Source organism: Bacillus sp. 103mf (genome assembly GCF_900116295.1).
Lineage (GTDB): Bacteria > Bacillota > Bacilli > Bacillales > Bacillaceae_G > Bacillus_A > Bacillus_A bruguierae.
In genome coordinates this window covers 21573-44591 of record NZ_FPAF01000019.1, presented here as the reverse complement: position 1 = coordinate 44591, position 23019 = coordinate 21573, and the positions used below count along the sequence as shown (strand labels likewise).

General features: G+C 36.3%; 17 protein-coding genes, 2 pseudogenes and 3 riboswitches. Of the genes and pseudogenes, 1 reads left to right on the top strand and 18 read right to left on the bottom strand.

Annotated elements, in window-relative coordinates; translation table 11 throughout:
- Positions 1 to 384: 384 nt before the first annotated feature.
- Genes BM350_RS23360 through BM350_RS23345 form a run of 4 tightly spaced genes read right to left on the bottom strand, consistent with a single transcriptional unit; the run spans position 385 to position 3188 of the window.
- Entirely contained in the window at positions 385 to 1134 is a 750-nt protein-coding gene (locus tag BM350_RS23360; protein WP_090917782.1) for an ABC transporter ATP-binding protein, read from the bottom strand.
- A complete protein-coding gene (locus tag BM350_RS23355; protein WP_090917780.1) occupies positions 1131 to 2123 on the bottom strand; it encodes an ABC transporter substrate-binding protein in 993 nt (330 codons plus the stop codon). The genes BM350_RS23360 and BM350_RS23355 overlap by 4 nt, the downstream gene beginning before the upstream one ends.
- Positions 2120 to 2920: an ABC transporter permease gene (locus BM350_RS23350; RefSeq protein WP_090917778.1), complete on the bottom strand. Its 801-nt coding sequence runs from the start codon at positions 2918 to 2920 to the stop codon at positions 2120 to 2122. The genes BM350_RS23355 and BM350_RS23350 overlap by 4 nt, the downstream gene beginning before the upstream one ends.
- Positions 2868 to 3188, bottom strand: coding sequence for an MTH1187 family thiamine-binding protein (locus tag BM350_RS23345; RefSeq protein ID WP_090917776.1), 321 nt, complete (start codon positions 3186 to 3188; stop codon positions 2868 to 2870). The genes BM350_RS23350 and BM350_RS23345 overlap by 53 nt, the downstream gene beginning before the upstream one ends.
- Before the next feature lie 96 nt (positions 3189 to 3284).
- A riboswitch (TPP riboswitch) is annotated at positions 3285 to 3387 on the bottom strand.
- Between the two features lie 333 nt (positions 3388 to 3720).
- A riboswitch (cyclic di-GMP riboswitch) is annotated at positions 3721 to 3807 on the bottom strand.
- A 276-nt stretch (positions 3808 to 4083) separates the two neighbouring features.
- Here BM350_RS23345 and BM350_RS23340 point away from each other — a divergent pair.
- Positions 4084 to 5397, top strand: a complete 1314-nt coding sequence (locus tag BM350_RS23340) for an anaerobic C4-dicarboxylate transporter family protein (protein ID WP_090917774.1) — start codon at positions 4084 to 4086, stop codon at positions 5395 to 5397.
- Between the two features lie 52 nt (positions 5398 to 5449).
- On the opposite strand, the pseudogene BM350_RS23335 reads toward BM350_RS23340, so the two are convergent.
- The 14 genes and pseudogenes from BM350_RS23335 to BM350_RS23270 form a co-directional block, all read right to left on the bottom strand.
- A pseudogene (locus BM350_RS23335) lies at positions 5450 to 5632 on the bottom strand (threonine ammonia-lyase); the annotation flags it as partial.
- 118 nt (positions 5633 to 5750) lie between these two features.
- Complete coding sequence (gene thiE / locus BM350_RS23330; protein ID WP_090917772.1) at positions 5751 to 6404, bottom strand: thiamine phosphate synthase; 654 nt, start codon at positions 6402 to 6404, stop codon at positions 5751 to 5753.
- Between the two features lie 15 nt (positions 6405 to 6419).
- Positions 6420 to 7229, bottom strand: a complete 810-nt coding sequence (gene thiM, locus BM350_RS23325; protein ID WP_090917771.1) for a hydroxyethylthiazole kinase — start codon at positions 7227 to 7229, stop codon at positions 6420 to 6422.
- A 220-nt stretch (positions 7230 to 7449) separates the two neighbouring features.
- Positions 7450 to 7559, bottom strand: a riboswitch (TPP riboswitch).
- 247 nt (positions 7560 to 7806) lie between these two features.
- Positions 7807 to 8046 carry a D-alanine--poly(phosphoribitol) ligase subunit DltC gene (dltC, locus tag BM350_RS23320; protein WP_090917768.1) on the bottom strand — a complete coding sequence of 80 codons (240 nt, stop codon included), beginning with the start codon at positions 8044 to 8046 and terminating at the stop codon, positions 7807 to 7809.
- Between the two features lie 70 nt (positions 8047 to 8116).
- Positions 8117 to 9283 (bottom strand): D-alanyl-lipoteichoic acid biosynthesis protein DltB, encoded by a 1167-nt coding sequence (gene dltB / locus BM350_RS23315; RefSeq protein WP_090917767.1) that lies wholly within the window; start codon positions 9281 to 9283, stop codon positions 8117 to 8119.
- Positions 9284 to 9379: 96 nt separating this feature from the next.
- On the bottom strand, positions 9380 to 9979 hold the full coding sequence (locus BM350_RS23310) for a TetR/AcrR family transcriptional regulator (protein WP_090917765.1): 600 nt from the start codon (positions 9977 to 9979) through the stop codon (positions 9380 to 9382).
- Positions 9980 to 10302: 323 nt separating this feature from the next.
- Positions 10303 to 10872: a YdeI/OmpD-associated family protein gene (locus tag BM350_RS23305; RefSeq protein ID WP_090917763.1), complete on the bottom strand. Its 570-nt coding sequence runs from the start codon at positions 10870 to 10872 to the stop codon at positions 10303 to 10305.
- A gap of 407 nt (positions 10873 to 11279) precedes the next feature.
- The gene (locus tag BM350_RS23300) at positions 11280 to 11792 is read right to left on the bottom strand and encodes a DinB family protein (RefSeq protein WP_090917761.1); all 513 of its coding nucleotides are present in this window, start codon (positions 11790 to 11792) and stop codon (positions 11280 to 11282) included.
- An 85-nt stretch (positions 11793 to 11877) separates the two neighbouring features.
- On the bottom strand, positions 11878 to 12795 hold the full coding sequence (locus BM350_RS23295) for a helix-turn-helix transcriptional regulator (protein ID WP_090917759.1): 918 nt from the start codon (positions 12793 to 12795) through the stop codon (positions 11878 to 11880).
- A gap of 401 nt (positions 12796 to 13196) precedes the next feature.
- A pseudogene (locus BM350_RS23290) lies at positions 13197 to 14090 on the bottom strand (sensor histidine kinase); the annotation flags it as partial.
- Positions 14091 to 14644: 554 nt separating this feature from the next.
- Positions 14645 to 16834, bottom strand: a complete 2190-nt coding sequence (locus BM350_RS23285; RefSeq protein WP_090917757.1) for a DNA topoisomerase III — start codon at positions 16832 to 16834, stop codon at positions 14645 to 14647.
- Positions 16835 to 17585: 751 nt separating this feature from the next.
- Positions 17586 to 20213, bottom strand: coding sequence for a YhgE/Pip domain-containing protein (locus BM350_RS23280; RefSeq protein ID WP_090917755.1), 2628 nt, complete (start codon positions 20211 to 20213; stop codon positions 17586 to 17588).
- 260 nt (positions 20214 to 20473) lie between these two features.
- Positions 20474 to 21265, bottom strand: coding sequence for an endonuclease/exonuclease/phosphatase family protein (locus tag BM350_RS23275; protein WP_090917754.1), 792 nt, complete (start codon positions 21263 to 21265; stop codon positions 20474 to 20476).
- A gap of 3 nt (positions 21266 to 21268) precedes the next feature.
- A complete protein-coding gene (locus BM350_RS23270; RefSeq protein ID WP_090917752.1) occupies positions 21269 to 22909 on the bottom strand; it encodes a PTS transporter subunit IIBC in 1641 nt (546 codons plus the stop codon).
- Positions 22910 to 23019 lie beyond the last annotated feature (110 nt).

Below are 23019 nucleotides of genomic sequence, written 5' to 3'. Positions count from 1 at the left end.
TCCCTTATCAAGCCAAAACCATTTGAAGAACAGTTGATAAAGTCATCTTATCCTTTCACCTCTTTATAAATTATTATTTGTATATAGAATAAACAAAAACCATACATTTATTCTATCGTATGCTAAATTCTACAAATTTGTTAAAACTCCTGCTTAGAATCCGTAAAAATCCCTTTCTTTTTAGGGAAACGAGAGCATCTGGCCATGCATAGAAGCGGTCAGGGCCTTTTTCTGCCACATGCGAGGTTTAAACAAAAGGAGAAAGCGAGTGCAGGCTCCTTTTTGTCTGCATGGCAGCAATTTCATTTTCTTCCTAAGTTAATATTTGCTTAACAAAAAACCCCTTAACGATAATTGTATCAAAAACCGTTAAGAGGTAATGTCTTATTTCCTCATATAAGGAGCTAATATTTTTAATATCTCTGTTTTATCTTCTTTTAACTCTTCTGACGTTAACATGTTCATCGTTCTAGGGCGCGGCAAGTTCACTTTCACTTCCCCAACAATTGTTGATGGTTGCTGTGACATAATGAAGACACGATCTGATAACAAAATCGCTTCGTCTAAGTCATGCGTAACCATAATAATCGTTTGTCTCCCTTTTTGCCATGATTCTAATAACCAGCTATGCACTTCCATTTTTGTAAATGCATCTAATTTTCCAAAGGGTTCATCAAGCAGCATAATCGGTTTATCACATAAATACGTACGTAAAAAGCTAACACGCTGCCTCATTCCACCTGATAAAGCATCTGGATAATGATCTGCATACTCATCAAGTCCAAATTGCCTTAGCGCTTCCATACCAATTTCTAACCGTTTTCTTTTGGATTGTCCTTCAATTTCTAAAGGTAATACAATATTATGAAGAGCTGAACGCCATGGAAGCAGGAGATCTTGCTGCGGCATATAGCTAACAATATTACGATTCATAACGGATTGGTTTTCGTAAAGCACATCTCCATCATTTGCTTGTTCAATTCCAGCAACAATGTTTAATAACGTACTTTTTCCGCAACCACTTGGTCCAACGAAAGAGACAAATTCACCCTCTTGAACCAAGACGTTCATATGCTCTAGCACTGTTTTCCCATCAAATATTTTCGTAACGTCTTTTACTTGTAATCCGCTCATTTTTCACTCGGAAGGAATTCGTTCGTAAAGGCCGCTTTCACATCAATTTTCTTTTTAATAACTTTATTGTCATATAAGAAATTCATATAATTGGTCCATACTTCTTCCTTCTGTACTCCCCACGCTTTCGCATCATCTTGGTATTTCGTACTTAACCATTTTTGGCTTTCTTGTACGAGCTCTTTATTAATGTCCGGTACATTTTTAATTAAAATATCCGCTGCTTCTTTCGGTTCCTTAATTGCAAAGTTATAGCCATCTGTTGTTGCTTTCATAAACTTCTTCACAAAATCTTTATCTTGTTTTGCATGTTTTTCACTTGTAATCATAACAGGACTATAATAATCCAATGCTGGGTTTAAATCTTTTAGCATAATCGTGTTTAGCTCAATGCCTTTTCTCTTCGCTTCAATACCATCCCAGCCATAATAAATCCACTCAAAATCAGCATCACGGCCAATAGATTTAAAGAAATCTGTTTGTCCAAGTACAACTTTTTGCACTTTATTATAATCAGCTTGATGCTTATCCATAATTGTTTTTAAAGTCGCTTCTTCTGCCGGTGCTCCCCAACCACCGTATCTTTTTCCTTCAAACGCTTTTGGAGATGTGATGTTATCCTTTTTTAGAGATGCAAATGCAGATGTATTATGTTGAATAACCGCACCAATTGATACAACTGGAATATCTTCAACCCTTGCTGTTGTTACGTTCTCTTGATAACTTACACCAAAATCAGCTTTTCCTGATGCAATCATTTGTTCAGCAGACGTATTTTCACCTGGCTGAATAATCTCTACATCTAACCCTTGTTTTTTATAGTAATCTTTCGTCTTTGCTACATATAAGCCAGTATGGTTTGTATTTGGAAACCAATCCAATACTACGGTTACTTTCTTCTCTTTACTCTCTTCTTTCTTCCCTGCTGAGCAGCCTGCAAATGTAAATAATAAAGAAGCTGCTAATAATGCTTTTAACCCTTTTTTCATTTTCTCCCATCCTTTCTGTAAACCCACGGTGCTGTTAGTCTTGCCATAAATTCAACAATAAAATACAAGAGTAGTGTCACACAGGCAATAACAGCAGCGATCCCAAACACACGCGCTGTTAAAAAAGATTTCGTCGCCCTTGTCAGCATAACGCCTAAACCTTCACTTGCCCCAAGCCATTCCCCAATAATGGCCCCCATTACGCTATATGTAACGGCAATTTTTAATCCTGAAAAAAAGTATGGCAGTACTGCTGGAAATTTCACTTTTTGATATACTTGCCACTTGCTTGCCCGCATTGTTTGAAGTAGCTTTAGCATCGATTTATCTACGGTTTGAAAACCTTCTAAAATACTAAGTGTAATAGGAAAGAAGCATACGAGAATAACAACCATTACTTTTGGCAGCATTCCGTAGCCAAACCAAATGATAAATAAAGGTGCTAGTACAACAATCGGAACTGTTTGTGAAATCACTAGTAACGGATTCATTAACACACGGAATAACGGAATCACATCCATAATAATTGCAATGCTCGTTCCAAGTATAATTGCAAAAAATAATCCTATGAACACTTCTTGCAAAGTCTGCATCGTATTTGGAAGTAACAAATCTTTCATTTCGATAAGTTCATGTACAATTGCAGAAGGCTTTGGCAAAATCCACGGTTCAATATGGAATATGGAAACAGCTCCTTCCCATATTGCGATGAGAAGGAACAGCCAAATTGTCGTAATCGCTATGTTAGATCGCTTCTTTTTTTTCATATTCTTCACGATACTTCCACACTTTTTCATCAATCGTTACGCCTGTGCTTGGACGATAGTGGATTTTAATAGAAGTAACAACTTCTTCTGCCCCATCATCTACGCAAGCTTGCTGCGCACGTTTAATAATTTCAAGAAGCTCGTTTAATTCCCCTTCCATCGTCGTTTCCATTGCACCAACCTCATAGCGTACGCCAGATTTCTGAACAACTTCAATCGCTTTATCTACAACCGCATATACATCTTTATGCTTCGCTTGTGGTACAACTGAAAATGAAACTGTAACTTGCTGTGACACAATAAATTCCTCCTTAAATTTCGTATAAAAAGAAAAGGCTTTCCTGCCAAAAGCAGGAAAGCCTTATATACAAGTTATCATAGAATAACAATTGCTACGATTCTTGATACAACTCCCTACGCTGGCATTATCCAGATCAGGTTAAGGGTCGATGTCTTGTTACATCCTCTCAGCCATACCGGCTCCCCTGTTTCAATTCGTCTTCATTGTAGCACGTATTATTTTTATGAACAAACAAATTTATTTTTTCTTCTCACAAATACTATCCTCAAGTTACTCTTCATGCATTTTGTACTCAATAATTGATGTAGAGAGGTGGAATTTGTATGGATATGTTAATATCTCTTAATTTTGTATGAAAAGAAGTATCTATTCAGTTATTACTTCTCAGCTGGACTTCTAGTCACGATGATTGCACTAGCTCTTGCAATTGATCGGAATCACACTAATATCCCATTTGTTGCTAGTAGTAGTATTCTTACTATTATTATCTTTACACATAAAAAACATTAGCCTAAACCAACCCTATCAGTCCGGTAACTGGCTAGCCTAGTCTCATCCGCCCTTAGCCCCTACAGCTTTGCATCCTTATGCTTCCATAAGTTTGCCTTTCTCGATGAACGATATGGGATTTTTATGAGAATTGCACAATTCTCTGTCCACAGATTATAACCCCTAAATTATTTTTATATTTATTTTAATATATGAATATAAAATTCCAAAATAACCCTTTTGTAACATAATTTTAACAACTAGAGTAAATCATGTTTTTGATGTGTTATATAATGAAAAAAAGCTATTTTTAAAGATTCATTTTATTATTCAACTTTCGAATCATTACATAATGAAATTATTTGATAATAACAATTAATTATTATCTCGGAGGTGCTATACTATGTTCTGGCTACAGTTTATCATCTTATTACTCTGCATTTTCATCGGCGCACGCCTTGGAGGTGTTGGCCTTGGCGTAATGGGAGGCGTTGGGATGACAATCTTTGTCTTCTTCTTCCACTTACAACCAACCTCTCCCCCAATCGATGTTATGCTTATGATTTTAGCAGTTATTACAGCCGCTGGAGCCTTGCAGGCTGCTGGGGGGATGGACTATCTTGTTCATATTGCAGAAAAAGCGCTCCGCAAAAACCCGAAACGTATTACGTTCTTCGCCCCAATCGTCACTTATTTATTTACGCTTTGTGCAGGAACAGGACACGTTGCCTATTCAGTGCTTCCTGTCATTGCTGAAGTATCGCGTGAATCAGGAATTCGACCAGAGCGTCCGATGTCAATTGCTGTTATTGCATCGCAGCAAGCGATTACGGCAAGTCCAATTTCAGCAGCAACCGTTGCACTTCTCGCTATGCTTGCTGACTATAAGATTACATTATTAGATATTTTAAAAATTAGTATTCCATCTACCTTTATCGCTTGTATGTTAGCTGCTTTCGTCGTAAGCAAAATGGGGAAAGAGCTAAACGAAGATGAAGAATACTTAAAACGATTACAAGAAGGCATGATTCCAAAACTAGAAGAAAAGAAAGAGTTTACTGTCCCGAAAGGTGCAAAACTTTCTGTTATCCTCTTTTTACTTGCAACGGTTCTAGTTGTTCTTCTTGGGTCTTTTGAAACGTTACGTCCTAGTTGGATGATAGACGGAAAACTTGTACGTCTTTCTATGCCAAACACCATTGAAATGGTTATGCTAACAATCGCAGCACTTATTATTATTTTTTGTAAACCAAATGTAGAAAGCATCGTGTCTGGTAACGTCTTTAAAGCAGGAGCAACAGCAGTTGTTGCGATTTTCGGTATCGCATGGATGGGGGATACGTTTTTTAATGGTAACTTACAAATGATTCAAGGTTCTATTCAAGACCTCGTAACAAGTGCACCATGGTTATTTGCAATTGCACTATTCGTGCTATCAATCTTATTATATAGCCAAGCTGCAACGGTACGTGCGTTAATACCACTTGGATTAACACTTGGCATTTCACCTGCACTATTAATTGCGATGTTCCCAGCTGTAAACGGATATTTCTTTATTCCAAACTACGGAACAATCGTTGCAGCAATTAACTTTGACCGTACAGGTACAACGCGTATCGGTAAATATGTGTTAAATCATAGCTTTATGATCCCGGGTCTTGTTGCAACAATTACATCAATTGGAATTGGAATGCTTCTTGTTTCACTGATGTTTTAATTACAAAAGAGCTAGCCTTTATAAGGGGCTAGCTCTTTTTAATCAAACGTTTGTTTAAATATTTATCATAAGAACCACGCACCTTAAAGGAACCTGTCTTTTGCAAATTCTCCAGCTTTAAATATATTTCATTATGAGCTAGTTCACTAAATGTACTAGAATAATCTAACGGTGTCGTATGTACAATCCCTTTCATTTTTTCATAAGCAGCTATAATAGTTTGTAACGTAATCATGTTGTCGCCTCCGAAGCAGTATATTCATACACTTTAGTTTCAAACGGCACAATTTGTTTTATACAAAAAAAGACCGATTTCTTCATATGAGAAATCGGTCTTTTCATATATCAACTGATTATTTTTTTACTAACTTGGCTAATCTTTTAGCGCTATTATAAGGAGAATCTGCTAAGCTAATCGCTGAAATAACAGAAACTCCATCTGCACCCGCTTCAACAACAGAAGCAGCATTTTCAGCTGTAATACCACCAATACCGACAATAGGAATTTCAATACCACTTTCACGGAAAAAACGTAATCCTGCCGTTCCTTGTACCGCTTTTGCATCTTTTTTCGTGTTTGTTTGAAAAATCGGTCCTACTCCTAAATAATCCGCTCCATTTGCAATTGCAAAACGAGCCTCCCCTATTGTATGAGCGGATACACCAATTATTTTATCACCCATTTTTTCACGCACTATCTTAATATTTTCATCATCTTGCCCAACATGAACACCATCTGCATCTAACGCTACCGCTAATTCCACATCATCATTTACGATAAATGGAACATGATATTCTTTGCACAAAGCTTGCAGCTGTTTTGCAAATGCATATCGTTTTTCTCCCGTTAATGCTCCGTCACCTTTTTCACGATATTGAAAGAGTGCAACTCCGCCATCAAGTGCTTCTTTCATAACTTGTAATGGATCTTTACGGCAATTGTTGCTGCCCATAATAAAATACACTTGTAGTAACTCAGACATATACTGTTTATCAATACGTACCATTTCTCTCACCCTTTCTTAACAAACTTCTTCGACACTTCCATATTGTTCAACGTCTTCTGCAGTAACATTTGCTAACTGATTTAAAAATTCAACTTGGAAACTTCCCGGCCCTTGTTCAACTGTTTTACTTGCGGCAATCTCTGCCGCTACACCGTAAAATGTTACCGCTGCAACTGCTGCTTTTACATAATCTTTTTCAACTGCTGTAAACGCTCCGATAACAGATGTTAACAAACAACCCGTTCCTGTTACTTTTGTTAAAATCGGATGACCATTACGAAGAATGAACGTTCTTTCTCCGTCTGTTATCACGTCTTCCTTTCCTGTAATAACAATAACGGTATTGAGCTGCTTAGATGCGTGTTTCGCAACTGACACAACATCACCATTTCCTTCCCCTGCATCAACACCTTTAATCTCCCATTTCTCATCAATCACATTAGCAATTTCTGCTGCATTACCACGAATGACTGCTAGCTTGATTTCATTTGGAATATACCTTGCCACTTCTGTTCGATACGAAGTTGCCCCGGCACCGACAGGATCAAAGACAATTGGTACGTTGTGCATATTTGCTGACTTTCCAGCAATAAGCATCGCCTCTACTTCTTCTTGGCGAAGTGTTCCCATATTTAAAACGAGCGCTCCCGCAATACTTGCCATTTCAGCTACTTCTTCTTTCGCATATGCCATCACAGGTGATGCCCCTAATGCTAGTAATCCATTGGAAGTAAAGTTTGTCACCACCACATTTGTAATATTATGGACGAGCGGATTTCTTTCACGTACTGTTTCAATTACTTGTGCAATTTCTTTCATTTTCATATGTATCTCTCCTTTTTTATCCCGCATTAACGGGCAGTAAGACCTCCACCTCAAGATTGAGAGAGAAGCGAAGAAGATAGGTGGGGGATAACTGCCCGTAAAAGCCCGATTGGTTCAACTAACCATCAGTGGAGGGATGAACCCCCCACTGATGGAAGTTTCACTTTATCATGGGAGATATAGCAAAAAAGACACTTTTGCGCATGCAAAGTGTCTTCATAATGTGCGTTCACACTCTCCCTACGCTGGCATTACCCAACAGGTTCAAATGGTCAACGACGGATTAGCCGTACTCTCAGTTTGCATCCGCAAACCCCCATGTGTTTTCTTATTCATCTACTTCCGTAGTCTACTCCGATTCTATTGAAATAACAAGTTCATCTTCTTAGCTATATAAATACAAATTGTAAAAAGGTAAAATTCTCGTTATGGGGTTATTTCAAAATCTTAGGTTGATGGGCATGCGGCTGAACCCAAATAATTGTGAGAGTATCAAAATGTCCAAGTTTTATAGATTTTTTGTACCATAATCACAAAAAGGTCCAATGCTAGGAGCATCGGACCCAAGGTTGCTTTTTCATCGGATATCTTCCAACTTCTTAATAATCATATTTGGTGTTGCCCACTTATCGCGATCGAAATCAGAAATAGATACTTCAATATTTAGACGTTCTTGGAATTCTACTAGTAAAGATACTGTACCAAAAGAATCAAGGATACCTTCTTCAAATAATTGCACATCAGGATTTTCTTTTACAATATCATTTTCACATACTTCTTCTAAAATATCTAATACTTGATTTTTGAATTCTGCCATAAAAAAAATCTCCTTTATATCTGAAATGTATTATTAGTAACTTCTTAGTTACAAGAAAAGAAATTACTTATTAAAAATAATTATTTAGGTGACCAGAGAAAATTAGGAAACCGAAACATACGAAATGGAATGTAATCACAATTGCAAGGACATGCATGAACGTATTATTAGGCCAAAATTTATGCTTCTTGTTTTTTCGCTCGAAAATATCAAATAAAATAAACAGAGCAATATGATATAGACCATAAATCATATATTGAGCAATATGATGACCAGTAATATGCCAAATTCCCATGATAAAAAAATTTAAAAAGACGCCAATATATGAAGTCATATGGCGATTTTTAATGAGCTTTTTCTTTGTTGCGAAAAAGACAAAGCGCATGTAAATAAAGTCACGGAGCCAGAATGATAAGCTCATATGCCAACGATTCCAGAAATCTTTAATATTACGACTGATAAACGGTTTATTAAAGTTTTCTGGTGTTTTAATCCCCATCATATAACTGACACCAATTACGAATGAGCTATAACCTGCGAAGTCAAAAAAGAGATATAAACTATAGCTATACATGAAAATCATATTCGATAAAATTGTGTCTTGGTGAGCTAATGTTGCATCCATAATATGTTCTTTTATTAGGTAAGCAAGTATAAATTTATATAGAAAACCTTGGAAAATATGGTTAATACCTATATATAGTAGATTTTGATATTCCTCAGCATCTGGTGGTTTTTGAATATCTTTTTGGAACCTGCGATACCGATCGATAGGTCCGGTCGAAATGGCAGGGAAGAACAAAATGAATTCCCAAAAATTAAAAAATGAGCATTCTTTAATTAAGCCATCGCGAATTTCAAATACCATTTGTACTGCCCTGAATGTTACATAAGATATACCAGTAAAAACAATGAGTTTTAATTCAGGTACAAATGGTGCGATTTTTGCCAAAATCAGTGGCAAAATCGACAAAATAACAGTCATGTAAAACATGAACGTATTATTATTTTGTTTTCTTAGTAGTAAATAGCCTTTAATAAGGACATATTGCCAAATAATAAATACTGCTAACATCATTGCTTGATTTGGTTTATCCGAGAAGATAATAGCAAGCATAATTAGCGTTAGGACAGCATTATATTTACGCAACATTTTACCTCTTAATCCAGCTATGATAGTAGGTATCAATAAAATACCCACTATAGCGAAAAAATAAAATGATCCATATGCGGTCATGCTGTAACCTCACTTTATAATGTTCTACAATCCTACATTCCATTTGGTCTCATGGAATAATGGATTGGCACATGAATTATCTCGGAATTATAGAGTTTAGTAATCACTCATTGCGTCTTTTGGGAGGGCAAATGCTGATATAAATGCTTTTTCTATAATCGCATATGCCGGAGCAATTTGTTCCTCTGAAGCCCCATGCATAACTTGTAACGCTAATCCATTCACTGAAGCCAATAAGGCCCTTGAAAATGCTGCTAAGTCAATGATCTCTACATTGGAAGTTTGAACATATTCTTGAATTATGTCTATCAATTGGTTCTGTAGAACTCGAATTTCTTCCATAATTTTCGGTGACCAAGCTGCTGCTGCTAATAAAGTAAAATACACCTTTCTCCATTCAGAACTTTTGAATTGGTGATGTACTACAAATATAAGTTTTTTTAATTTCTCTGAAAAATCTTGTATATTTGAGAGTTCCTTCTGAATTTCTTTAATTTGTTTTTGCATGACATAAGAGGTAGCGTTAACTAATAAACCCTCCTTTGTTGGAAAATAATAGTGAATTAAACTTAAAGTAATTCCCGCTTTTGTAGCAATATCTCGTAATGTAATAGCGGTTGTACCTTTTTCAGCTAAGCATTCAAACGTAGCCATTAGTATTTGATCCCGAGTAGCTGTTTTTTTTGGACTAGACATTGTATTTCACCATCTTATTTTTTATTTGGTCAACCGACCAATTTATACAAATCTATACTAACTTATTAGAGCATTCTTTACAATACTGAGTACCATCCCGTATCCACCAATCTAAGGTTTTTAAGTAACCCCTAAATGAAGATTTTTTTCTCTATAGTTAGTTATTTTGAGAATTCAGCTCTTTTTTTCTTTTTTTTTAGGGTATATATTTTTTAAGTTGGTGGACATGTATGGTGACCCCTATATGGGGAGCAGCCGCTAGGAGTGGGCTATTGATGCTCACTTATAAATAAACAATTTATCTCTATTCGATTTAGCGTATCTTAATAATCTAGTAGGCGTCCATTATCATTCCATTGACCGTACATTTTATTTTCTTTAGTGTTTGCTATAAATTTGTCTAATCTACTCTTAAATAATTCTGGCTGATTTTTATTGCTTTGTATCGTGTCAATCCGAATTTTTTTATAAAGAGCTGGAAATGCTAAAAAATTCTCATATACTTGCTTATCCTCTTTTAGCCTTTGCTCTATAACCCTATCTATTTTAAAAGAATCGTAATCCATATCAGGAAGTACCCTTATTCCTTCGTTTCTCATTAAGCCCAACTTTTCGAGGCGGCGGACACGTTCTTTATTCAATTCAGTCCATGAACTTTTTTTACTTCTAGGAGACAGTCTCTGCGCTAGTTGGGTTTCAGATATTTTCTTTTTGACTCCATCAATCCATCCAAAGCACAAAGATTCTTCGACCGCGTCCAAATATAGCAACGTATCTGGGGTTGGTTTCATACTAACTACTACCCAACAAAGTTTTTCAGTATTACAATTTTCCTGTAGCCAAATCCTCAAATTTTTCCTCGATTTTACTGGAATTAGATTTTCAATTTCCATAGATAAAATACCATCTCCTTTCTAAGGATGGAGAGTAATTATATTCATTATAGAACCTATGACCCTAGTCAATGTTGAAGTTATAAGCAAGAGTATGTAAGGGTACATATATCCATAATAACAAAGACAACTTATTTCTCGTATAAAATTGCGACAAAGATACAAAAAATTTACAAGCAGTAAAAAGGTCGATTTCTCTGTTCTCAGAAATATCGGCCTTTTTAGACTGAATTGATTAAATTCAAAGCAACATCCAGTACCTTAACCAAGGCTTTAAAATGATTTTTCATACGTTCCTGCTGAGAATTTAGATACTGATGACGTCATTTCATCATATTGAGGTTCTCCTGTCTGTTGTACAGGAAACTGCACTGGATATCATTAATATACTCTTTCGACGTCAGAGATTAAATTGATTCCGCAGGTTCCTGATACCAAAAAAGTGAATAGTCGTTCATGGTGGATGCGTGGCCCAACTGACGCAACATTGTAGAAATATTTCCTCTGTGATAAGTCCCGTGATTGACCAGATGCAGTACAATTTCCGATAAGCGTGTTTGGCGGATGCCGGCAAATGGATTGTCAAGCAGAATGGTTTGCTCCAAATCGGTCTGGCTTCGGAACCATTCTCTGTATTGTTCCGCTAACTCGGCAAAGTTATAAGCGTATTCATCTATAGAAGACAGGATACTCTCATTCAGTGGTATGCATGCTTGCAGCGCCTCTTGCATCCCAGTGCCTGTTAAAACCAGATACCACATCTTATCAACTGCATAGATATGACTAAGGGCATGGGCGATGGTGGGAAACGAGCTGTTCACTTCTTGACTCAGCACAGAGGACGGGAGTTCCTTGATTCTCCCAACAATTGTTTGGTTGGCCCATGTGTGGTAGTTATACATTACTACTGGATGATTCATAATTCGTATCGTCTCCTTTTGACTTGTCATGGATTTAATTTTGTTCCTATAGTTATAATAAAAAAAGATATATGACAACAGTCTGTCATATATCTTCATAAAGTTTGAGCGCATTTTGAAGTTGTTCTTTGATGATTACACGCAGTGCTAGGGGCTCCAGGACTTCGGCGCCACTTCCAAAACTTAGCAGAATGGACAAAAGCCATGGTGCTCTCAATGGCTTATAGACAGGAATTCGCATCGTCATACTTCCATCAGCATGAAATTGCTTATCAACCTGATGAAACTGATCCATCGCTTCCGCCAAAGCCTCCGTTCCCACACGAATCACTACATCCTCTAACTGATCTTGCCATCCCTTGTTTGACAAAGCAACCTCTTCAGCCACTTCGTGATGCGGTTGAAAAGTTTCCTGTGTCACGAACAAATTCATCAACCGGGACAGTCGGAACTCCCGATAATCTCGCCGAGTTCGGCAAAATCCATAAATGTACCAATTACGATATTTAAAATGAAGCCTTAGTGGTTCCATATCACGGGTCGTACGTTCATTCTTTGCATCGATATAATCAAAGCGAACGATATTTCGCTGGGTAATGGCCGTGCGTAAATGACGAAGCGCGTCGGGCTCTGTGCGTCGGGTTTCCAAGTCCACGGACAGACTCGTGATGTGATGCTCTGGTCCAATCGCCTGCAGTCTTTCGATGGTCCCTTGTGCACGCTCGTCTTCAAACACGGTGGAGAGGCTTCTGAGCACAGTAATCAGGGAATTGACATCGTAAGAACCGAGCAGGCTTTTATCCATTTTGTATCCGTCCATCATGCCATATCCGCCATTAGTTCCCTGATACGATACAACCGGGAAACCTGCAGCACAGATCACATCGATATCCCGATAGATGGTTCTTTGGGAAACTTGAAACTCTTCAGCCAGCATGGAGGAAGACAAAACTTCGTGATTCAGCAGCTTGTAGATTATGGAAATCAATCGCTCCAATTTCATGTGTATCCCCGCCCGTTATTTCATTTCGTACTGCTGCTCATTATTATATCACAGATTTTTTCTTGCTAATCTTGGGATTGGCCTGCTTGTTGTGTCGTAGGGGTCACTATATCATTTCGAGAAAATTGTACGCTTAGACATATAATCGTCACAAATTAGTCGTTTCGCTGTACAGAAATGGGTTAATAGTGTTGCAATAATCTTTTTTCTATTTTGCTACAAATGTCGTAGGATTATCGGAAATTAATTTGCAACATAATAATATATGCAACGTTTTTATTAGGTCTATTTTTGGGGTCTGTGTAGCAATGGAACCAAATCACGCAATAAGTATTAGCGGACATTATCCGTGCACAAAAAAAGAAGGCTCTTCAATTTGGAAGACCTTCCTTTTTAAAGATTCATAAATAATCTACATAGTTTATCATATCTGACAAAGGAATTATAAATGTAACTTTAGTTCCTATATTTACCTTAGAGTCAATCGTAATTTTTATGCCTAGCTTGGAACAAAGCTTTTCACATAGATACAAGCCCATACCTGTACTTTTACTAAATCTTCTACCATTTTCACCTGTAAATCCTTTTTCAAACACTCTATTTATATCTTTATCTACGATCCCTACTCCATTATCTTCTATAGTTAACATGACTGAGTTGGCTTTCTTAACTGAATATATGCTGATCATGGGCGTTTCACTGTTTGCATATTTTACAGCGTTCCCTATTATCTGATTGAGCATAAACTCGAGCCATTTTCCATCACTATATACAATTTCGTTGATATCTTTTATATCTAGTTTGATTCTCTTATGAATGAAATTCCTATAATTTCTTTTCACGACATTCCTTACTGCATCATTAAGATGAATGGGTTTAATAATGTAGTCTTTGCTTACATTGTTACTTCGAGAATAATACAACACCTGTTCTAGAAATCCCTCAATCCTATCGATCTGGAGGTCTATTTTATTCGTTAATTCATTTTGATTATTTTCAATAATTAGCTTTGTAGAAGCAATTGGAGTTTTAATCTCATGTACCCATGTTTCTATATACTCCCTATAGTCTGCCTGCATATCTTTGTAGTATTTCACATTCTCATGCATATCTCTACTTACCGGCTTCAGTATATGATTTAGTTTTTCCCCATGGATAAAATGAGCTTCCTTTATTACTTCTGGAAGTAGGTATTTCTTATCTAAACTTTCTAATATGCTGTCAACTTCATCATAATATGCTTTAGCCTGTATACACTCTAAAGCCATATACGAAAATAAGGGAAAAAACCAAATACTGGATTTGAGTTAATATTTTAGACACAAAAAAGTTAAATCTATGCTACTTTTTTAGCCATATCTTCTATTGGAGGTGCACTACATCTCCTAACGTACAGGAAATCGGCCTTTTCTTTATAAAATTTTGCTTTGCGTACGAAATTCGCGTTTTGTTGGTGCTATCCCATCGCTATCAAGCTAACAAAACAAAATACCCCCTGAAATGAAAAAAGACGTTATTCTTTCTGAAAAATCATAGAAAAAGATAACGTCTTTTTATCAAACTTTTTTACAAGTTATCAATCTTTATTATAAATGATCGAACTTTATTTTAAATCAACATCACACAATATAATTATCAAACGGGTGCAATTATGGAGAAAAAGTAAAAGGGTGATACATATTGGTCATGTATCACCCTTTATTTTTTATGGCCTTTTACAAATTAGGTCTTGATAAATTGCAAATGTCCAAAATAATTTAGAAAGAATGGAAAAGATACTGCAATTAAATAATAAATGTAGATAAAAAAGCTAAGTCATGTTGAATTTCTTGCATGCTCAGGCTTTTTATTAGTCGAACTTAAATCCTTTTAGAGCTTCTGCTAATGCATTATTTAATGGCTCTTCTTCTTTTTGTTGTTGTTTCATGTATCTTTGAACGTCGCGTTTATCTGCTTTGTTACCTGATTCTTTCTTACGGCGTTCTTGGAATGTAGAAAGTTTCTCGCGATAACCACATTTACATGCGAAGATTTGACCTGCACCTTCACCACGTAATTCTAGTTTCTTTTTACATTGTGGACAGCGTGCGTTTGTAGTGCGGGATACATTTTTACGGTGACCACATTCACGGTCTTGGCATACGAGCATTTTTCCTTTTTTCCCGTTTACTTCAAGCATCGGCTTACCACAATCAGGACAAGTTTTCGTTGAAATATTGTCGTGTTTATACTTTTTATCGCTCGATTTAATTTCAGTAACAATCTCTTTCGTATAGCTTTTCATTTCTGCAATGAATACTTCTTTTTTTAATTTACCCTTTGCGATCGCTTCAAGTTTTTGCTCCCATTCACCAGTTAGTGTAGGAGATTTTAATTCTTCTGGTACTAGATCGAGTAATTGACGACCTTTTGATGTAATGTGAATATCTTTCCCACGTTTTTCAATTAAGAATGAATTGAAGAGTTTGTCGATAATATCCGCACGTGTCGCTACAGTACCTAATCCACCAGTCGATTTTAACGTATCAGCAAGTTGTTTATTTTGCGTATCCATATATTTTGTCGGATTCTCCATTGCTGAAAGTAAAGTTGCTTCGTTAAATCGTGCAGGTGGCTTTGTTTGACCTGATGTTTGCATAATTAGTTTTATATTCAATGTATCGCCTTTTTCAATGCGAGGTAAAAGTTGTTCTTTTACGTCATCAGTTACATCATCGTCTTCAAAACGATTTTCGTATACTTCTTTCCAACCAGCATGTAAGATCGTCTTTCCACGCGCAATGAACGTCTCGTTAGCAATTTTTGTACGTAACGTTAGTTGCTCGTATTCGAATGCTGGGAATAAAACAGCTAAGAAACGTTTTACAACTAAATCATAAATTTTACGCTCTTTATCTGTGAAAGCTGAGAAGTTAACGTATCCTTCTGTTGGAATAATCGCGTGATGATCGCTTACTTTACTATCATCAACAAATGATTTATTAGATTTGATAGGTTTATTTAAAATTTTATGCGCTAAAGAACGGTATTCTCCTATGCCGCACGCTTTTAGGCGCTCTGGAAGTGTTCCGACAATATCCGATGAAATATAGCGTGAATCTGTACGCGGATACGTTAGCACTTTATGTTGCTCATACAATTTCTGCATAATGTTTAATGTTTCTTTAGCAGAGTAACCAAACATTTTATTTGCATCACGTTGTAGTTCTGTTAAATCATAAAGACCAGGAGAGAATGATTTCTTCTGTTTTCTATCAATTTCCACAACAGTAGCATTTTGTTTATCTAAATTCTTTACGATACCATCAATTTTTTCTTTATCAAAACTACGGCTATTACCGTTCGCATCTTGCCAAGTTAGTTTTAATTTATTCGTTGTTTGAGCTTCGATACCGTAGTAAGTTTGAGCTTTAAAGCTTTTAATTTCATCTTCACGACTAGCGATAATAGCTACAGTTGGTGTTTGTACACGCCCACAGTTTAATTGAGCATTAAATTTTGTTGTTAATGCACGAGTAGCATTTAAACCGATATACCAATCTGCTTCTGAACGGGCAACGGCTGAGGCATATAAAGTATCATAAGCTTTACCTGGTTTCAAATTGTTAAAACCATCTTTAATTGCCTTATCTGTTACAGAAGAAATCCATAAACGTTTAATTGGTTTATTCACTTTTGCTTTTTCAATTATCCAACGTGCGACTAATTCGCCCTCTCTTCCGGCATCGGTAGCCACAATCACCTCATTAACATCATTTCGACTAAGTTGATGTTTCACAGCATTAAACTGTTTTCCCGTTTGTTTTATAACAACTAATTTCATACGTTCTGGAAGCATTGGAAGATCTTCAAGATTCCATGTTTTATACTTATTATCATAAACCTCAGGGTCTGCGAGCGTCACTAAATGCCCAAGAGCCCAAGTCACGATGTATTTGTCACCTTCTAAAAATCCATTACCTTTTTTTGTACACTTTAATACTTTTGCTATATCACGTGCAACTGATGGTTTCTCAGCAATTACTACACTCTTTGCCATTTATTCAAACTCCTTTACTAACTATATACCGTTTAATATACCATAGTTTTCAAGAAGAACCTCCAAATAATGCGTTCGCGGAAGCATTAAAAGAGGGGAAGTTTGATTAAAGGAGTTGGCTTACCAACTCCTTTTTTCATGTCCACTCATATATCGACCATTTTTTATAATATATCGGCGACTTTTACAATATATCGACCGCTTTTTATAATATATCGGCGACTTTTACAATATATCGACCGCTTTTTATAATATATCGGCGATTCGACACAATATAAAGTGAAACTTCCATCAGTGACGACTTTCTCACTGATGGTTAGTTGAACCAATCGGGCTTTTACGGGCAGTCTTCTTCTCCATGCTTCCACAACCTGTACTGCCCGTTAATGCGGGATAAAGACCATTCGACGTTTCCCGACACACCGAACATACTAGGGAGGGCGAACTTTCCATCAGTGGGGAAAAGAAAAACCTCCACTGATAGAAGTTTCACTTTATATAAACTCATTTTGATTTTTTAACATATAAGTTGCTGCTATGCAGAATAAAACATGACCGCTACTGGCTCTGGCTTTCTCCCTTTGTTTTAACCCTTGCACGTGGAAAAAAAAGGCCTTGACCGCTTCTATGCATGGCCAGATAATCTCTCCGCCCTAAAAAGAAAAGGGGTCTTTATGTCAGTTTTTCAATTTGCATTTATATATTTCCATAAACCAAAAGGTTCCTACCAACCGGCAGGAACCTTTTGTTATTAATGAATCAATTTACTTCCTTTTGCGTTTTCCACAAATCTTTCACTGGACTTATTAATTGGTTTTTTCAGGAGCAACGCAATAACGAGCATAATACCGACCCATATGCCCAATACAAGAAGGTCTTTCCATACAATATCCCAAAGCATACCGCCAACTGTCTCACGAATAATACGAATTGCATATGTGAACGGCAAGAATGGATAAATTGCTTGGAAGAATTTTGGCGTCATTTGAATTGGGAATGTTCCACCTGAACCAGCAACTTGTAATACAAGTAACACGATTGCCATGGATTTACCAATGTTTCCAAATACAGAAACAAGTGAGTATACAATACAAACGAACACTCCAGCAATTAACATGCTAAATAGGACAAACCAGAATTTATCAACCACATAAGTGCCTAATAAGAACATATCTCCCATTGCTACGATAAATGCCTGAGCCAGACCAACGGATAGGAATGTTAAAAAGCGTCCGAAGTAAATGTGATAGCTCTTATACTCCGCATCTTCCTCATGTACTTCTACTGTTAATAATGACACCATGAGCAATGCCCCTACCCATAACGCTAGTACTGTGTAGAATGGTGACATCGCTGAACCGTAGTTTGGAATTGGGAATAATTTATTCTCTTTTAAGTTTACCGGATTTGCGAAATAATCACTTTGTTTTTCTACGTCATGCTTTAACAAACGAATGATGTCTTTTAAATCTTCTTGTGATTCAAATTCGCGGATTTTATTAGCAATTTCTTTAATTTTCTTCTCAGCTTCAGGAAGTTCCGCTTTTACTTTCGTTACGTCCTCTTTGCCGAGAGCTAACCCTTTTGATGCATCCTCTAACAATTTTTTCACATCAGGCAGCTTTTCATTTGCTGTGTTTAAAACATCCGCTGCTTCTTTATTTATTTTTTTCGTTTTAGCAATTGCATCGTTGAAATTCGGGACGATTTCAGAGTCATATCTCGCTAGGATATCATCTATTGCTTTAGATGCATCTTTAGCCGCTGCATTTATATTTTCTATATCATCTTTTGACGGTAGTTTCCCGCTATTAATTACATCAAGAGCCTTATTTGTTGCATTAATTCCCTTTTGCATATCTCCTTTTGCATTATTTAATTTCGCTACAGTATCAGGAATGTTTGTTGTTTTTCCGGCATGGCCTGCGAGCTTATCTACGTCATTTAACACGGGAATAATATCATCTATAAAATTAATGCCCTTTTGAAGCTGTGATTGAACATCATACAATCCTTGTTTTGCCGGTTCTAAATATCCTTTATCACCTACACCGTTATCAATGATATTCATCGCATTATTTGTAGCATCAATAACACTATCTGCAAGCCCTTCAGCCTCTTTTGCTGCACTATCAATTTGATTTAATGAATTTTCAATGGACTGCTTATTCTTGCTAGGATCGTTTGCTGCTTCTGTTGCCATTTTATTGATTGCAGTAAATGCAGTTTTAAGATCCTCTAATCTTTTCAACTCTTTATCTTTGTTAGGTTGATTTGAATCCTGTAATTTTTTAATGGCTAAATCAATCTGTTCGATAGCTCCTGGATATAATTGTTGTATTCCTTCAACAATCTCTTTGACCTTTTCCGGATCAGCTGTATTTAACTCTTCTCGCGCCTTATCTGTATAACTCGGAATCTTTTGTGAAACTCCCTTTACTCCATTTACTATTCCTTGTACAGATTTTATATTATTTTTAATCGACTCCTTATTTACATTCGCCAATGGATCTCTTAAGGAATCCGTAATCTGCGCCGTACGATCTGCAGCTTTTTTCGCAAACTCTAAATCCCTCTTAACCCTCGCTGGTGCCTCTTCCAACGTTTGATCATTGTTTGCAAAAAACGTATCTACATCCTTCGTCAATTGCTGGCTATCATGAATGATGCTTTCAATCTTCGGCATCGTATCTTGCGCTGTCGTTACAAGACCTTGCGCTTTATCAGCATCTGTTAATGCTGTATCTACAATTTTGTTGATTTCCGGGAACTGCGCTTCTAATTTGAAAACGAGGTCCTTTACTTTTTCAATACTTGGTAAGTTTGTTTCTAAATCAATTCCAAGTTCATTAAAGATTTTAAAAATCTCACCATTTGCGGTTTTGACAAAGTTTTTGCCTATTTCTTCAACAATACCAGACGCACCTTTTGAAGTGATTTTTGGTGCAATGGCATTTACCTTTTCATTCACATAATATTGAATCTCTGGTTTTTGCGGATTATCATCCAATACCGTTGCAATTTTTTCTGAGAAATCTTTTGGAATGGTAATGCTTGCGTAATATTCACCATGCTCCACACCATGTATTGCTTCCTTCTCATCAACGAATTTCCAACCGAGGTTTTTATTCTTTTTTAGGGAATCTACGACTTCCTTCCCTATATTAATGTCCTTCCCTCGTAAATTTGCACCTTTGTCTTTATTAGATATTGCAATTGGAACATCTTTCGTACTTCCATAAGGATCCCATGAGGCTTTAATATTAAACCACGCATAGAGCGATGGTAAAATTATCAGCCCTATGATGATAACAATTGCAGCCCAATGTTTCGCTACATTCCGTATGTCTGTCGTATAAATACGCCATATTTGTTTCATATTATTAATCACCTAATTATATGTTTTTCCTTTCTTCCAAATTCATACATACATTTCGCCATTATAACATTGTTTCTAGAAAAATTTCACTTACATCATCTATACGTTCCTGAAAAACGCTATACATCATTATATGATAGTTTCAATAAAGTATACAAACAAAATGACTGTTTTGGTTTTACGTTCAATATTAAAGATTATATATGAAATGTAATAAAAAAGACAACCAATCCGTATTTTACACGGTGGTTGCCTTTTCATTACACGTTAATTTGAGCCTCAACACCAAAATGATCTGATATTACTTCTCGGTTTATACCATTAAAAATCACTTTGGAAGAGGTAACTTGTACAGGCTGATTGCTTAAAATAAGATCAATACGTAAATTCTTCTTATTCTCATCCCATCCAGCAATCTTTCCTTGCACAGTTGTTCCTTCATCTTTTTTTTCGGCTAATTTATACGTGTCATATAAACCTTTTTGTATGAGATAGTCATAGCCCTCATTCTGCATACGCGCATTGTTATTGAAGTCACCCATTAAGAATGACAATTCATCGTTCTCTACACGATGCAGTAAATGATCTACTTGCTTCTTAAATGGTTCTTCTTCATCGTCCCACCAGCCAAGGTGACAAGAATAGAATGTCACCGGCTGATTGTAATAAGAAACTGTTACACTTACAATTTTTCGTGTTTTCCAGTACGTTGTATCTATACTGTCTGATACGAAAAATGAATCACTCTTTATAATTGAATGCTTTGTTAAAATTGCTAAACCTTCTTCATACACATCATATCCAATATGAGCAAAGTCCCATACAGCGTCATATTTTGCGGCTCCAAGCTTTTCTAACTCCACTTGTAATAAGCTTACAAAATTATCTTCTTTCATGTTACCGCATACATTTCTTGCTGCAATTGACTGACTTACCTCTTGCAATGCTATGACATCATAGTCATTTTCTTGAATTATTTTTGCTAAATAATGAATCTTTGCAAGTTGCTCATCTTCTTGCCATGAATGGCAATTTAATGTTAATAATTTCATTTCTTATATACCTAACATATCTTGAATATCTGACTTTAATACATCAGCTTTTGGACCATACACAGCTTGTACACCTTTATCTTTCACAATTAATCCAAGTGCTCCGTTCTTCTTCCACTCTGCTTCTTTTGCAACAATATCTAAGTCTTTTACTGTTACACGTAGACGTGTCATACAAGCATCTACATCTGCAATATTATCTTTTCCACCTAACAGCTCGATAACCGCTGCTGCTAATGAACCTTCTTTTACATTTGCTGCTACTTCTTCAGCACCATCTTCATTATCAATGTAGTTACCAGCACGTCCTGGTGTTGGTAAGTTGAACTTTTTAATTAAGAAGTTGAAGATTGTAAAGTTTAATCCAAAGAATATAGCTGATACAACAACAAAGTTAATAAGGTCTCTCGTTAATCCACCTTTTATAATCATTGGTGTACGAGTTAATAACTCAATAAAACCAAACGCATGAATACGTAAGTGAATTAAATCTGCTAATGCGAATGCCAAACCTGTTGTAATTGCATACACAACATATAATACTGGTGCGATAAACATGAACATAAACTCAATTGGTTCTGTAACCCCAGTTAAGAATACTGCTAATGCTGCTGAGAAGAACATTGGTTTATATTTATGACGTTTTTCTACGTCTACGTTACGGTACATCGCAAATGCGATACCAATTAAAGATGCAGTTGAACCGATAACTTGTCCTACTTTAAAGCGCGCTGGAACGACATTGTTTAATAAATCATGATATGCTTTCATATCACCCTTAGTTAATAAGTTATTTAAGTCTGTAATCCATGCAAGCCATAACGGATCTTGTCCTGCAACAACTTGTCCTGCCTTAGCACCTGTCAATATTGTGTACGAGCCGCCAAGTGCCGTATAGTTCATTGGGATCGTTAACATATGATGTAATCCAAATGGTAATAATAAACGTTCTAGTGTTCCATATACAAATGGTGCAACAATTGGTGCACTATCCTTTGAAGTTGCAATCCAACGTCCAAATTCGTTTAATCCACTTTGAATAAACGGCCATACTAACGATAAAATAATAGCAGTGATTGTAGAACCAACGATTACTACGAATGGTACAAAACGTTTTCCATTAAAAAACGCTAATGCTTGTGGTAATTTATCATAGTTATAATATTTATTGTATAGTGTAGCTCCTAAGAAGCCTGAAATAATACCTACGAATACTCCCATGTTAAGTGCTGGTGCACCAAGAACAGAAGTAAAGTAATCTTTTACAAGTAAATCTCCTGCTAATAGGGAAGATACTTTCGCTTTTGAATCCGCTAACATTACAGCGTTTACACCAAAAATTGCTCCTGTAATTCGGTTTGTTAATACGAATGCCAACAAGGCTGCAAATGCACCACCTGCACGGTCCTTTGCCCAAGATCCCCCAATTGCTACAGCGAATAAAATGTGTAAGTTTACAATAATTGCCCAACCGATATCTTCCATAACTCTAGCAATTGTTTGCACTGCCGATACATCACCAGCAGACATACCGATTAGTTTACCAATGGAAATCATTAAACCGGCAGCCGGCATAACCGCAACAACTACTAATAAAGCTTTTCCAAACTTTTGCCAAAAATCAAAAGATCCAAGCTTCTTCATTTCTTTGTTCCTCCTTTTTCTAAATTACAATCCCTCATGTATAAATAATAATTGCATATCCCCTTACGAAAACATTTACGCAATCGTTTTCATAAATTCATTTTAATAAA